This window comes from Glycomyces sp. TRM65418 (assembly GCF_019710475.1).
GTDB lineage: Bacteria > Actinomycetota > Actinomycetes > Mycobacteriales > Micromonosporaceae > Glycomyces.
On sequence record NZ_JAJFAX010000010.1, the window covers coordinates 73,265 to 86,762 of the forward strand.

Annotated in this window: 13 protein-coding genes; 5 read left to right on the forward strand and 8 right to left on the reverse strand. The window is 70.9% G+C overall.

Annotated features, from left to right (window positions below; all coding sequences use genetic code 11):
- The first annotated feature begins 42 nt into the window (after positions 1 to 42).
- Entirely contained in the window at positions 43 to 1,011 is a 969-nt protein-coding gene (locus K3N28_RS19615) for a YafY family protein (protein ID WP_228094450.1), read from the forward strand.
- Positions 1,012 to 1,068: 57 nt separating this feature from the next.
- Here the strand turns inward: K3N28_RS19615 and K3N28_RS19620 are convergent, their stop codons facing one another.
- Both K3N28_RS19620 and K3N28_RS19625 read right to left on the reverse strand, forming a co-directional pair.
- Positions 1,069 to 1,929, reverse strand: a complete 861-nt coding sequence (locus tag K3N28_RS19620; RefSeq protein ID WP_228094451.1) for a sigma-70 family RNA polymerase sigma factor — start codon at positions 1,927 to 1,929, stop codon at positions 1,069 to 1,071.
- Entirely contained in the window at positions 1,922 to 2,503 is a 582-nt protein-coding gene (locus tag K3N28_RS19625; RefSeq protein ID WP_228094452.1) for a TetR/AcrR family transcriptional regulator, read from the reverse strand. Before K3N28_RS19625 ends, K3N28_RS19620 begins: the two co-directional genes overlap by 8 nt.
- A gap of 99 nt (positions 2,504 to 2,602) precedes the next feature.
- Here K3N28_RS19625 and K3N28_RS19630 point away from each other — a divergent pair, with 99 nt between their 5' ends.
- Positions 2,603 to 3,001, forward strand: a complete 399-nt coding sequence (locus K3N28_RS19630) for a DUF4267 domain-containing protein (protein ID WP_228094453.1) — start codon at positions 2,603 to 2,605, stop codon at positions 2,999 to 3,001.
- 39 nt (positions 3,002 to 3,040) lie between these two features.
- Complete coding sequence (locus K3N28_RS19635; RefSeq protein WP_228094454.1) at positions 3,041 to 3,559, forward strand: GNAT family N-acetyltransferase; 519 nt, start codon at positions 3,041 to 3,043, stop codon at positions 3,557 to 3,559.
- A gap of 155 nt (positions 3,560 to 3,714) precedes the next feature.
- On the opposite strand, the gene K3N28_RS19640 is transcribed toward K3N28_RS19635, so the two are convergent.
- On the reverse strand, positions 3,715 to 5,016 hold the full coding sequence (locus tag K3N28_RS19640) for an MFS transporter (RefSeq protein ID WP_228094455.1): 1,302 nt from the start codon (positions 5,014 to 5,016) through the stop codon (positions 3,715 to 3,717).
- Between the two features lie 61 nt (positions 5,017 to 5,077).
- Between K3N28_RS19640 and K3N28_RS19645 the strand changes: the two genes are divergently transcribed.
- Entirely contained in the window at positions 5,078 to 5,623 is a 546-nt protein-coding gene (locus K3N28_RS19645) for a transcriptional regulator (RefSeq protein WP_228094456.1), read from the forward strand.
- A 217-nt stretch (positions 5,624 to 5,840) separates the two neighbouring features.
- Here K3N28_RS19645 and K3N28_RS19650 read toward each other — a convergent pair whose 3' ends face one another.
- From K3N28_RS19650 to K3N28_RS19670, 5 genes are all read right to left on the reverse strand, one after another.
- The gene (locus K3N28_RS19650; protein ID WP_228094457.1) at positions 5,841 to 7,460 is read right to left on the reverse strand and encodes a glycerol-3-phosphate dehydrogenase/oxidase; all 1,620 of its coding nucleotides are present in this window, start codon (positions 7,458 to 7,460) and stop codon (positions 5,841 to 5,843) included.
- A gap of 10 nt (positions 7,461 to 7,470) precedes the next feature.
- Positions 7,471 to 9,000: a glycerol kinase GlpK gene (gene glpK, locus K3N28_RS19655; RefSeq protein WP_228094458.1), complete on the reverse strand. Its 1,530-nt coding sequence runs from the start codon at positions 8,998 to 9,000 to the stop codon at positions 7,471 to 7,473.
- A gap of 70 nt (positions 9,001 to 9,070) precedes the next feature.
- Entirely contained in the window at positions 9,071 to 9,844 is a 774-nt protein-coding gene (locus tag K3N28_RS19660; protein WP_228094459.1) for an MIP/aquaporin family protein, read from the reverse strand.
- Between the two features lie 271 nt (positions 9,845 to 10,115).
- The gene (locus K3N28_RS19665; protein WP_228094460.1) at positions 10,116 to 10,880 is read right to left on the reverse strand and encodes an IclR family transcriptional regulator; all 765 of its coding nucleotides are present in this window, start codon (positions 10,878 to 10,880) and stop codon (positions 10,116 to 10,118) included.
- A 326-nt stretch (positions 10,881 to 11,206) separates the two neighbouring features.
- Positions 11,207 to 12,460: a cellulose-binding domain-containing protein gene (locus tag K3N28_RS19670; protein ID WP_228094461.1), complete on the reverse strand. Its 1,254-nt coding sequence runs from the start codon at positions 12,458 to 12,460 to the stop codon at positions 11,207 to 11,209.
- Between the two features lie 137 nt (positions 12,461 to 12,597).
- Here K3N28_RS19670 and K3N28_RS19675 point away from each other — a divergent pair, with 137 nt between their 5' ends.
- A complete protein-coding gene (locus K3N28_RS19675; RefSeq protein ID WP_374209837.1) occupies positions 12,598 to 13,485 on the forward strand; it encodes an SMP-30/gluconolactonase/LRE family protein in 888 nt (295 codons plus the stop codon).
- Positions 13,486 to 13,498 lie beyond the last annotated feature (13 nt).

Below are 13,498 nucleotides of genomic sequence, written 5' to 3' on the forward strand. Positions count from 1 at the left end.
ATGCGGCCGGTTCCCGACCGCGATTCGCGGCAGACTGGAGCCATGTCGGATGTCACCGGGCGCATGCTGTCGCTGCTGGCCACGCTCCAGACCGGGCGCTCGTTCAGCGGTGAGGAGCTGGCGACGCGCCTCGGCGTCAGCCCCCGCACGCTGCGGCGCGACATCGACCGCCTGCGCGGTCACGGCTACCCCGTCGAGACGCGGCCGGGCCCCGGAGGCCACTACCGGCTCACGGCGGGCAGGACGATGCCGCCGCTCATGCTCGAGGACGACGAGGCCGTCGCGATGCTGCTCGGCCTGGCTTCCCTGGCGACCAAGGGCAGCGCCGACGAAGGGAGCCTCGACGAGGCGGCCACGCGCGCCTACGGGAAGCTCGAGCAGTTCCTGCCCAAGCGCCTGCGGCCGCGCATCGCGCGGCTGCGCACCAGCCTGGAGACCGGCGCCACGGCGGCGCCGAGCACCAGCGCCGAGCACCTGGGCCTGCTCGCGGACGCCATCGGGAGCCGGCAGGTCGTCGCCTTCGAGTACGAGCGCAAGGACGGCGCGGTCGCGACGAGGCGGGTCGAACCCCACCGGCAGGCCCATCACCTGGAGCGCTGGTACCTGCTCGGCTGGGACCTCGACCGGGGCGACTGGCGGGTCTACCGGGTCGACCGCATCAGCGGCCTGCGCGTCTCGACCGCGCGCTTCGAGCCGAGGCCCGCACCCGCCGACACCGCCATCGGCTACCTCGCGAGCGGCATCAACCGGACCCGCGAACCGGTGGTGATCACGGTCGACGCTCCGGCGGGCGCCGTCGCCGACGCGTTCCGGCACGACGATGCCGAGGTGGTGCCGTTGACGGAGCGGCGCACCCGGGTCCGCCTGTGGCTGGACTCGTGGGAGTGGCCGCTGCCGGCGCTCGCGTTCCTGGACGCGGATTTCACCGTCGAGGCGCCGGAGCGGTTCCTGGAGGGGCTCAAGGGGTTCGGCGAGCGGCTGGCCCGAGCGGCGGAGCGCGACGGCCGTTGAGCGATCCGGCGCCGGGCGCCGCGCCCGGATCGGCCGTGGATCCGGGCGCGGCCGCGGTCAGTCTTCGAGGGCCGCCAGTTCCAGGGCGGCGACCGCGTCCGTGTCGTTCGTGATGTCGATGGCGGCGATCCTGCCGTCGACGACGGTGAAGGCCAGGACCGAGCGGGGGCTGCCGCCCGGGGCCCACATGGCGCCGGCCGTGCCGTCCACCATGACCGCGACCGCCTGCCGCGCCCGGCCGTTGAACAGCGCCGCCACGGCCTTCGCGCCGATGACCTCGCGGCCGGAGAACCCGGTCGCCACCGCCTCCTCGTCGGCGACCACGACGATGTCGGGGTCGAGCACGGCGAGCAGGTCCTCGAAGCGGCCTTCGCGCGCCGCGGCGAGGAAGGCGTCGACCACGTGCCGCTGACGCCGCACGTCCGGCGCGGGCCTGCCCGAGCGGACGCGGCGGCGGGCACGGCTCGCGAGCTGGCGCGCGGCCTCGGGGGTGCGGTCGAGGATCGGGGCGATGCGGTCGAAGGGGACGCCGAACAGGTCGTGGAGCACGAACGCGAGGCGCTCGGCGGGTCCGAGCGAATCGAGGACCACTTGCAGGGCGAGGCCGACCGAGTCGGCGCTGACGGCGGCGGATTCCGGGTCGTCCGGGCTCGACGCGGGGACCGGCGGGTCGGCGTCGAGCGCGTCCTCGCGGCGGGTGCGGCGCGAGCGCAGCAGGTTGAGGCAGATGCGCGCGACGACCGTGGTGAGCCAGCCGCGGAGGTTCTCGACCTCGGCGGTGTCGGCGCGGGCGAAGCGCATCCACGCCTCCTGGACGGCGTCGTCGGCCTCGCCGGTGCTGCCGAGCATCCGGAACGCGACGGCGTGCAGGTGCTCGCGGTGCTCCTCGAAGCGCTGCACCGAGCGGTCGTCATGCACCGCTGCCGCCGCGGAACCGCTGCAAGAGGATCTGGAGCCGCTGGGACTGCAGGCCCGGGCGCAGACGGCCGTCCCGGTTCAGGGTGGCCAGTCCGTGGATCGCGGCCCAGCCGGTCTCGGTGAGCGTCTCCGGATCCTGGCCCTCTCCCGCCAGCGGGGCGAAGACCGCGTACAGGGACGCGAACCCGGCTTTCAGCGGTTCGAGCGCCTCGTCGCCGAACTGCAGCCCTTCGGCCAAGGTGAACATCGCCTCGAACACCGCCGGCTTGGCCGCTGCGAAGTCGAGATAGGCCTGCGCCATGGCCTCCAGCTCCCCGCCGTCCTCCGCGCTCGTCCTGGCCCGCTCCATCGACTCGGCCAGCTCCTCGAAGCCCTCCAGGGCGACCGCGTCCACGATCGCGCCCCGCCCGGCGAAGTGCCCGTAGAGGACCGGCTGGCTGTACTCGATGCGGTCCGCCAGCTTGCGGATCGTCACCGAGTCCCAGCCCTCGGCCTCGGCCATCTCCCGGGCCGCACTGACGATGAGCGAGGCCCGTCGGGCGCGTTCGCGTTCCCGCCGCTGCTGTGTAGCCATGAGCTGATCCTAGCACCGCTAGACTTCCGAGCGTCACTATGCTAGCTTCGTTGCCGTACCTAGCAACGTTAGATTTTCTAGCTTCAATAAGGAGCCTTCGTGGCACGTCGCATCATCGCCAACGTCTGCACCGTCGTCATCGCCCTCGGCATCATGTACATCGGCGCGTCCTTTCTCATCGCCCCCGAGACCTCCGCTTCGACCTTCGGCTTCACGGCGTGGCCCCAAGGAGCCGCGGCCGACTTCCTGACCGTCAAGGGCGTCCGCGACGTCGTCTCGGGGATCGTCCCGCTGACACTGCTCGCCCTCGGCCAGCGACGGGCGCTCGGCTGGGTGCTGCTGTGCGAAGCGCTCATCCCGGTGGGCGACGGCACCCTGGTCCTCCTCCACGGCGGCAGCGCCGCCGCGGCGATCGGCGTGCACTACGCCACCGCCGCGTTCGTGATCGTCACGGGCGTCCTCCAGCTCCAGGTCGCCCGCCGCGCCGAGCGCCGATAATCGTTTGCGCGGGGTCTCACCGGCCGGGACACTCGGCCGGTGACTGTGATTCGACGAGAGGTCGAGGGCGACGCGCCCCTCATCCATGCCCTCCACGACGCCGCCTTCGCGACGGCCCCTCACGCCTCGGGCACCGAGGCCGCCATCGTGGACGCGCTGCGGGACGGCGAGGACTGGGTGCCCCAGTTGTCGCTGGTGGCCGAGATCGACGGCGAGCCCGTGGGGCACGCGGTGTGCTCCTACGGCCGGCTGGGCGACGAGCGGATCCTCGGACTCGGCCCGATCGGGGTCGATCCGGCGCTGCACGGCAAGGGCATCGGCTCGGCGCTCATGCACGCCGCGATCGCGGCGGCGGACGCGAGGGACGAGCCGATGATCATCCTCCTCGGCGACCCCGACTATTACCGCCGATTCGGGTTCGAACCGGCGTCGCGCTACGGCATCGAGCCGCAGGAGCCGGACTGGGCGCCCGCCTTCCAGGTCCGCCGCCTCGCCACCTGGCGCGAGGACCTGCGCGGACGCTACGTCTACTCCCCCGGGTTCGACGCCCGGAACTGAGCGGGCGCGACTGCGGCGCGACCCGGAGGTCGCCCCCGTTGTCCCGAACGATCGAAAAACGTAGCGTGAGCGGGGACCGCTCCTCGGGCGCCGACGTACGACGACCTCGCCGCAGCCTTGGCGTCGTTCGCTGAAAACGGCTGAGCGCGACGGCGTCAGCCCGCGACCGCGACCGGTTCGGGCTCGGCGGGCCCGGGCAGGTCGCGCATGTTCCGCAGCGGCGAGAGGAAGACCGGCAGGAACGACAGGCAGACCCCCGCCGCGGCGATCCACAGCGTCGTCCTCGCCCCCAGGAACTCCCCGAGCACGCCGCCGAGGAGGGCCCCGACCGCGCTGAGGCCCCAGGCCAGGAATCGGACCGTGGCGTTCATGCGGCCGAGCAGCCGGTCGGGGGTCAGGCGCTGGCGGAAGCTCACCTGGTTCACGTTGTAGACGACCGAGCCGACGCCCACGATCCCCATGCCCAAGGCGCCCAGCCACAGTCGCCACCCCGGTTCGGCGGCGGGGAGGAGCAGCAGGCACGGGGACGTCACGAACGTGGAGATCCAGATGGCCCGGCCCTCCCCCAGCCGGGCGGTGGCCGGGCCGGACAGGAACGCGCCGGCGAGGCCGCCGACGCCGAACACGCCGAAGAACAGGCCGATCTGCCCGGGCGTCATGCCCAGGTCGCGGGGCAGGAAGACGACGATCATCGCCATGAACGCCCCCATCCAGAGGTTCCACCAGCTGGTGCAAGCCACGATGGACGCCAGGAGGCGGTTGCCGAAGACGAAGGCCAGCCCCTCCTTGATCTCGGTGGCGATCCGGGCGTCGTGGGCGACTCGCGGCTTCGCTTCACGGCGGCGGATGCGGACGAGGAAGAGGGCCGAGGCGCCCATGGCGACCGCGTCGAAGGCGATCGCCACCGGCGCCGTGAGCCATTCGATGAGCTGACCGGCGAGCACGGGGCCGCCGAGGTGCGCGGTGGAGCGCACGGTCTCGAGCTTCGCGTTGCCCTCCACCAGCTTCGCGCGGCCGACCAGGTGCGGCAGGTAGCTCTGGTAGGAGACGTCGAAGAAGACGGTGCAGACGCCGACGGTCAAGGCGACGGCGTACAGGTGCCCGATGGTGAGGGCGTCGGCCCACCAGGCGACGGGAACGGTGAACAGGACGGCCGCACGCACGACGTCGCTGACGATGAGGACGCGCCGGCGGCGCATCCGGTCGATCCACGCGCCCGCGGGCAGGCCGATGAGCAGGAACGCGAGCATGGTCATGGCCGACAGGAGGCCGACCTGGAATTCGCTCGCGCCGAGGGCGAGGACGGCCGCGAGCGGGAGCGCGAGAGTGGTGATCTGGAAGCCGAACTGGGAGACCGTGGTGGAGAGGAAGAGGCCGCGGAAGTCGTGGTCGCGCAGGAGCCCGAGGCGGTCCCTCCGCTCGGGCGGGTCGGGGTTCGGTTCACCGAGGGAGATCATGCGATTGAGTATTCCCAATCGATTGGGAAGTGTCAATCGCATTTGCCGCTAGGATGATCACGTGGCAGTAGAGCGCAGCGCAGAGGGATTCAAGGACGATCGGCCGGTGGCGACCGAGGCCGAGGCGAAGGCCGTGGCCTCGGCGGTGCGCCTGCGGATTCTGCGCCTGTGCCTCGACAGCCCGTTGACGAACAAGGAGATCGCGCAGCGGCTCGGCGCGAACCCGGCCACGGTACTGCACCACGTGCGCAAACTCGTGGACACGGGTTTCCTCGCGCCGCAGGGGGAACGAGTCGGAGCGCGCGGGGCGCGCGAGATTCCCTACCTGGCGACGCGGAAGTCCTGGGCGCTGCAGCTCGGGGACGAGTTCCGCTCGGACCTCTCCGTCGCGATGCTGGAGGTCTTCCGCACCGAGGTCGCGCAGGTCCCCGATCCGGCGCAGGTGAACACCGGCAGGCTCGGGCTGCGGTTGAACGCCGAGCAGTACCGTGAGCTCAGTCGGCGGTTCAAGGACCTGTTCGACGAACTGGAGCAGTGGCAGCCCGGCCCGGGAGCGGAGCCGTATTCGCTGTTCGTGGCGATCCACCCCGACGCCGGCCGGCAGTGATCCGGCGAGGCTCCCACCGGATCGCCGGACTGTTCCGGCGGCGGACTGCGCATCGGACGCCCGTGACCCGGCCTCGGTGATGACGCGCGGGCATGACACTCCCGGTCGGACCGTCCTCACGAGCGGGGCGCGCGAAAAGACGGGGGCGGGGACCCCTCAGACCCCGCCCCCGTCGCTCCCTCATTCATTCCAGTGAAGACTCATGTCCGGCGACGACTCACCTGCGGTCGAGCATCGCCTGGACCTTCGCCCGGACCTCGGGGGTGTCGAGGCCCCGGATCATCAGGGTGGTACGGCGGCGCAGCACGTCGTCGACGGTCTCGGCCCACTCGCGGTCGCGCGCGTAGACCACCTGCGCCCAGATCTCCGGCGCGTCCGGGTGGACCCGCTCGGCCAGCTCCGGGTGCTCCCCCGCGAGGCGGGTGATGTCGAACGCGATCGAGCCGTAGTGCGTCGCCAGGTGCTTCGCGGTGTCCTCGCCGAGGTTCGGCAGCGGCGCGCCGCCGTCCGAGAGCAGCCGGTGCTCCACGGCGTGCGGGTTCGCGATGCCCGGCAGCGGCAGCCGGTGCGGCAGGTTCCGCATCGGCTCCATCTCGGACCCGAGCGAGTGGCCCGGCAGCTCCGAGAGCTTCTTCATCACGGTCCGTCCGATGTGGCGGAACGTGGTCCACTTGCCGCCGGCCACCGACAGCATCCCGCCGCGGCCCTCGGTCACCACCGTCTCGCGCTTGGCCTTCGCCGTGCTCTCCGGACCGCCCGGCAGCACCCGCAGGCCCGCGAACGCGTACGTGATCAGTTCGGGCTTGAGCTGCTCGGAGCGCACCGACAGGCTCGCCTCGTCGAGGATCTGCTCGAAGTCGGCCTTGGTCGGCGTGACGCGGCCCGGGTCGCCTTCGTAGACCTCGTCGGTGGTGCCCAGCAGGAGCATGTCCTCCCACGGCAGCGCGAACGTGATGCGGTACTTGTCGACCGGCGTCGCCAGGGCGGCCTTCCAGTCGGCGGTGCGCTTGAGCACCAGGTGCGCGCCCTTGGAGAGCCGGATGGACGGGTCCGCGCCGGCGTTCTCCATGCGCCGCAGGTGGTCGACCCACGGGCCGGTCGCGTTGAGGACGACGTGGGCGTCCACGCCGAACTCGGTGCCGTCGATCTTGTCGCGCAGGTCGGCGCCGCTGACGCGGCCGCCGGTGAAGCGCAGGCCGGTGACCTCGGCGTAGTTGAGCACGGCCGCGCCGGCGTCGGCCGCGGCGCGGGTGGTCATGAGCGCCATGCGGGCGTCGTTCATCTGGCTGTCGCCGTAGACGGCGACCGCTTTGAGGTCCTTGGTCCGCAGCTCCGGCACGGCCTCGCGGGCCTTGGCGGGGCTGAGCAGGTGGCCGACGCCGTCGCCGAAGGCCGAGAGCGCGGAGTAGGCGAAGACGCCCGCGCCGAGCTTCGCGGCCCCGTGCGGCCCTCCCTTGTAGACGGGGAGGTAGAAGGTGAGCGGGCGCGACAGGTGGGGCGCGACCTGGCGGGTGAGGGCGCGGCGTTCGAAGTGGTTCTCCGCGACGAGTTTGACCGCGCCGGTCTGGAGGTAGCGCAGTCCGCCGTGGAGGAGCTTGGACGAGGCCGAGGAGGTCGAGCCGGCGAAGTCGCCGGCGTCCACGAGGGCCGCCCGCAGCCCCGACTGCGCGGCATGCCAGGCCGTGGAGAGGCCCAGGATGCCGCCGCCGATCACGAGCAGGTCGAACGTGGCGTTCGTCAGCTGCTCGCGCTGTTCGGCTCGGCTCACCCGCTCGGTGAAGCAGAAGGCGCCGGTCGGGTCCGTCCCGGTTGCGGACGGGTGCTGCAAGGTGGTCATCGCGGTGCTCCTACTCTTCGATCCAGCCCATGGTCCGCTGCACGGCCTTGAGCCAGTTCTGGTATTCCCGGTCGCGGACCTCGGGGTCCATGTCGGGCGTCCATTCGGCGGCCCTGCGCCAGTTGGCGCGCAGGTCCTCGACGCTGTCCCAGAAGCCGACGGCGAGGCCGGCGGCGTAGGCGGCGCCGAGGCACGTGGTCTCGGCGACCATGGGTCGCACGACGGGCGCGTCGAGCACGTCGGCGAGGAACTGCATGAGGAGGTTGTTGGAGGTCATGCCGCCGTCGACCTTGAGGGTGAGGAGGTCGTCGCCGGAGTCCTTGATCATGGCGTCGCTGATCTCGCGGGTCTGCCAGGCGGTGGCCTCGAGGACGGCGCGGGCGATGTGGGCCTTGGTGACGTACCGGGTGAGGCCGGCGATGACGCCGCGGGCGTCGGAGCGCCAGTAGGGCGCGAAGAGCCCGGAGAAGGCCGGTACGAAGTAGGCGCCGCCGTTGTCCTCCACGGTCATCGCGAGCGTCTCGATCTCGGCGGCGGTCTTGATGAGTCCCATCTGGTCGCGCATCCACTGGACGAGCGAGCCGGTGACGGCGATCGAGCCTTCGAGGGCGTAGACCGGGTCCTGCTCGCCGATGCGGTAGCCGACGGTGGTGATCAGGCCGGACTCGGAGTGGATGAGCTTCTCACCGGTGTTCATGAGCATGAACGTGCCGGTGCCGTAAGTGGACTTGGCCTCGCCGATGCTGAAGCAGGTCTGCCCGAAGAGGGCGGCCTGCTGGTCGCCGAGCGCGGAGGCCACGGGCACGCCCGCGAGGAGGCCGCCCATGGGGCCGCCGGTGACGGTGCCGTAGACCTCGGAGGAGGAGCGGATCTCGGGGAGCACCTGCATGGGCACGCCCATCTCGGCGGCGATCTCGGGGTTCCACTGGAGGTCGTCGAGGTTCATCAGGAGGGTGCGCGAGGCGTTGGTGACGTCGGTGACGTGCACGCCGCCGTTGACGCCGCCGGTGAGGTTCCAGATGACCCAGGAGTCCATGGTTCCGAACAGGAGGTCGCCCGCCTCGGCGCGTTCTCGCAGGCCGGGGACGTTGTCGAGGAGCCAGGCGATCTTGGGCCCGGCGAAGTACGCGGCGAGCGGGAGGCCGGTCTGGCGGCGGAAGCGGTCCTGGCCGATGTCGCCGCCGAGTTCCCGGACCTTGACGTCGGTGCGGGTGTCCTGCCAGACGATGGCGTTGTGGACGGGCTTGCCGGTGTGCTTGTCCCACAGCATGGTGGTCTCGCGCTGGTTGGTGATGCCGATGGCGAGGATGTCCTCGCGGGAGGCGCCGGCCTTGACCATCGCCCCGGCGACGACGTCCTGGACGTTCTTCCAGATCTCGGCGGCGTCGTGCTCCACCCAGCCGGGCTTGGGGAAGATCTGGGCGTGCTCTTTCTGGTCGACGGAGACGATGCGGCCGTCGCGGTCGAAGATGATGCACCGGGAGGAGGTGGTGCCCTGGTCGATGGCGGCGATGAAGGGGCCTGCGTGCGAGTCGGTCATGGTGCGCTCCAGAACGTCGTTGTCGTGGTGGACTGCCGGGAAGGCGGATACGTCGATTGTGTGCCCATGGCTATGCGAAGGCAACGTTGTAGAGGCCGGCGGCGAGGGCGGCGCCGACGAGCGGGCCGATCACGGGGATCCACGCGTAGCCCCAGTCGGAGCGGCCTTTGCCCTTGAGGGGCAGGAGGGCGTGGACGATGCGCGGCCCGAGGTCGCGGGCCGGGTTGATGGCGTAGCCGGTGGGGCCGCCGAGCGAGAGACCGATCGCCACGACGACGAGGGCGGTGATGAGGACGCCGAGGGTGCCCAGGCCGTTGCCTTCGTCGTTGAGCCCCTGGGTGAGGATCGCGATGACGAGGACGAAGGTGCCGATGATCTCGGTGGTGAGGTTCTGAGCGGTGTTGCGGATCTCGGGGCCGGTGGAGAAGACGCCCAGCACGGGGCCGGCCTTGGCGTCCTTGGCGCCTTCGACGGCGTCGGGCTGGGCCGCGAGGTCGGCCATGTGGGTCTGGAACTGGCCGTAGTAGGCGAGCCAGGCGAGGGTGGCGCCGAGCATCGCGCCGACCAGTTCGGAGGCGAAGTAGAGGGGGACCTGGGACCACGGGGTGGCGCCCTCGATGGCGAGGCCGAGGGTGACGGCGGGGTTGAGGTGGGCGCCGGAGACGCCGGCGGCGATGTACGCGCCGGTGAGGACGGCGAAGCCCCACCCGAAGGTGATGGCCAGCCAGCCGGCGCCCTGCGCCTTGGATTTCTTGAGGGTGACGGCGGCGACCACGCCGGCGCCGAGGAGGATCAGCATCGCGGTCCCGACGACCTCGCCGATGATGATGTCTGCGTTGGACACACCGACTCCTTTGTCTGCGTCCGAGGCCGGGGCCTGGGCTCCAGCCTCGTGGGAAGGGCTTGTTCGACTCGGCGGGCCTCCCGAACGCTCAAATCGTCGAGTGTTCGACAATGCCGACCGATGTACGAAAAGTGTTCTCCTTAGTTACCGGCGCGTCAATACATATGTGATGACCGTCACATAGGTCCTGATGGAACATGCGAAACAGCTGCAAGACAGGCATACCAGGACCACAGGAGATCCGCAGGGAAGTGATGAAAAGGACGAACCGTTAGAAGGGTTTGGCCCCGAGATCGCGGGAGACCGAGCGCGCGGTGTCGCGGACGGCCGCGATGAGCTCGGCCCGCAGCTCGCCGTCCCGGCAGACCCGCTCGACCGCACCGGTAATGCCGACCGACCCGACCGCCATGCGGCGGCGGTCGTAGATCGGGGCCGCCACCGAGGCCACCCCGTCGAGGGTCTCCTCGTTGTCGACGGCGTAGCCCTGGGCGCGCGTCAGCTCCAGGATCCGCTCGACGTCGTCGAGATCGCTGATCGTGCGGGACGTGAACGGCTCGCGCTTGGCGTCGACGAGTTCGGCGTGGGCCACCGGGTCGGTGGCGGCGAGGACCTTGCCGAGGGCCGTGGAGTGCAGCGGCTGCATCGCGCCGACCTCCAGCACCTGGCGGCTGTCGTCGGGACGGAAGACGTGGTGGACGATGAGGACGCCATGCTGGTGGAGCACCCCCAGGTAGACGGCCTCGCCGGAGGAGCGGGCGAGGTCGTCCGTCCACACCAGCGCGCGGGCGCGCAGTTCGTGGACGTCGAGGTAGGTGGTGCCCAGGCGCAGGAGTTCGGCGCCGAGCTGGTAGCGGCCCGAGCCGGGGTCCTGCTCGACGAAGCCCTCGTGCTGGAGGGTGCGCAGGATGCCGTGGGCGGTGGCCTTCGCGAGGCCGAGCGCCGAGGCGATGTCGGACAGGCCGAGGCGCCGCTCGCCGCCCGCGAGCAGCCGCAGCATCGCCGCGGCGCGCTCCAGCGACTGGATGTTCTTGGCCATCCGAGCGCCTCCGTTCCATCGGGTCCCACCCGGCGGACCTGACCGCCGCGCCGCACTCGGCGAATGTCGTTCACGGCTCGCCGGCCGTGTTCGCGGCCGACGGGCTCCGCCGAGAACCGTGCCGGTGCACGGCTCGCGAGCGTCGCCGAGAACTGTGCCCATGCACGGCTCGCGAGCGTCGCCGAGAGCGAGGTCCATCTTAACGTTGCCACGTTCGACAATGCTAAACGCCATCGGTTCTTGCCGACCAGCGGTGAGCGGCGTCCCGACGAGCCGGGGCACGGGAACGGCGGCGGGCCCTGTCGGGCCCGCCGCCGTTCGCGGGATCAGTGGCCGTAGCGGCTCTTGATGTGGCGCCACCAGTCCCGGAGCATCCAGTGGTCGAATTCGGTGATAGTGGACGAGGAGCCCGCCTTCATGATGAAGCAGCACTGGCCCGTCGGCGTCCAGTCGTAGAAGTCGTCCAGGCCGAAGGTGTGGCCGACCTCGTGGAGGTAGATCGTGACCTGAGCGGAGTTCAGCGAGTTCACGAAGTACTCCTGGCCCATGCGCTGGCCCCAGTCGCCGCCGGCCCCGCCGCCCATGCCCTGGGTGAGCCACAGGCTCTGGTCGTAGTGGTGGTCGTAGCCGCCCGGGCAGTGGGGGTAGTTCCCGTCCTGGTGGAAGAACCGTCCGCAGTCCTCGCTGCACTGCGGCGCGTCCTCGCGGATGTCCCCGATGTAGACGTCGACCGAGTCGTCGTTCCACTGCAGGAGGCTGCGGTCGTAGGCGGCCCAGCCGACCACGTTCACGTCGATCTCCTGGAACGGCCAGTCGTTCCAGCCGGCCATCTGGCCGAACCAGAGGTCGTACTGCTGCTGGAGCTTCGCCTCGATCGCGTCGCGGGTCTGGGCGCTCACACTGTTGCGCGAATCCCATCGGACGCAGTAGTTGACCGTGCCGCCGGTGGCCATGACCTGGTCCCAGCCGTAGTTGCGGAAGTTCGGCGGGTAGGTGTCCTCGACGTGGTCCCAGACCTCGTTCAGCGGCTGCACGAGGTGCGCGGGCGGGTTCCACTCGTTCTGGTCCGGCCCGCCGGTGGGCGTCTCGGTCGGCGACGCGGTGACGTTCGCGGGCGGGTCGGACGGCGCCGGTCCCGTGTCGCCGGTGCAACGCTCGCCGTTGAGCCAGAACGCCTTCGGCGCCGAGTCGGCGGTTCCCGAAGCGGTGCCGGTGAAGCCGAAGGTCACCGTAGCGTCGGTCGAGAGCCGCCGGTTGTGGTCGACGCCGGTCGCGCTGACGCGCGTGCCCGACTGCGTCGCCTCGGTGTTCCACGCGTTGCCGAGCCGCCGGCCGTCGGTGAAGTCCCATTCGAGCTTCCACGGATCCAGGGGCGTGTCGCCGAGGTTGGTGATCGCCACTTCGGCGTTGAAGCCGCCGGGCCACTGCGCGGTGATCTGGTAGTCCACGTCGCATCCGGTGATGGCGGCCGAGGCCGTCATCACGGTGAACGCCGTCGCGCCCGCACCGACGACCGCCGCCGCCGCGGCGGCGATCGCGGCGCGCAGGCGCCTTCGCCTACTGGGGAGTGCCGGTCCCATTCGCGTTCCCATCCGCGACGGCCGGGGCGGCCCGGCCGGTCGCTGTGTCGGATAATGTTGGCCCGGCTCGACGCCGGGCGATTCGACCGGAACGTCCTGTTCACGGTCACACGGACAGGCTATATCGAGGGGTTTCTATGCACAATGCTCCGGTGGGTTTCCGAAGACTGGACGAGCGGTTCACCGTCGCCGGGGACGACTACCTCGAATGCCTCTTCTCGGGAGGCCGCTGGACCGAGGGTCCCGTGTACGTGCCCTCCGGGAAGTACCTGCTGTTCAGCGACATTCCGAACGACCGGATCATGCGCTGGGACGAGACCGACGGATCGGTGAGCGTCTTCCGCTCCCCCGCCGGATACGCCAACGGGCACACGCTCGACCGGCAGGGGCGCCTCGTCTCGTGCGAGCAGGGGGCGAGGCGGGTCGCCCGCACCGAACTGGACGGCTCGATCACGGTCCTCGCCGACCGCTGGCAGGGCAAACGGTTCAACAGCCCCAACGACGTCGTGGTCGCCCGCGACGGCTCCGTCTGGTTCACCGACCCGCCGTACGGGATCACCAGCGACTACGAGGGACACCGGGCGGAACCGGAGATCGACGGCTGCCACGTGTACCGCATCGACTCCTCGGACGCCGTCGATCGGGTCGCCGACGACTTCCAGCGTCCGAACGGACTCGCGTTCTCGCCTGACGAGCGCGTCCTCTACATCGCCGACACGCATCGCGGCCACATCCGCCGCTTCGATGTGGACGGCGGGAAGCTCACGGGAGGCGAGGTCTTCGCCGAGTCCCCCGGAGGAAGGTTCGACGGCCTCCGCGTCGACGCCCTCGGCCGCGTCTGGGCCGCCGCGGACGGGGTCCACTGCTTCCACCCCGACGGCGCGCACCTGGCGACCCTGCCGATCCCGCAGCCCGCCGTGTCGAACCTGGCCTTCGGCGGCCCGAAGCGGAACCGGCTGTTCATCACGGCGACGAACTCGGTGTACTCGATCATGCTGAACACGAACGGCGCCTGGCGGCTCTAGAGGGCGCCCGGCG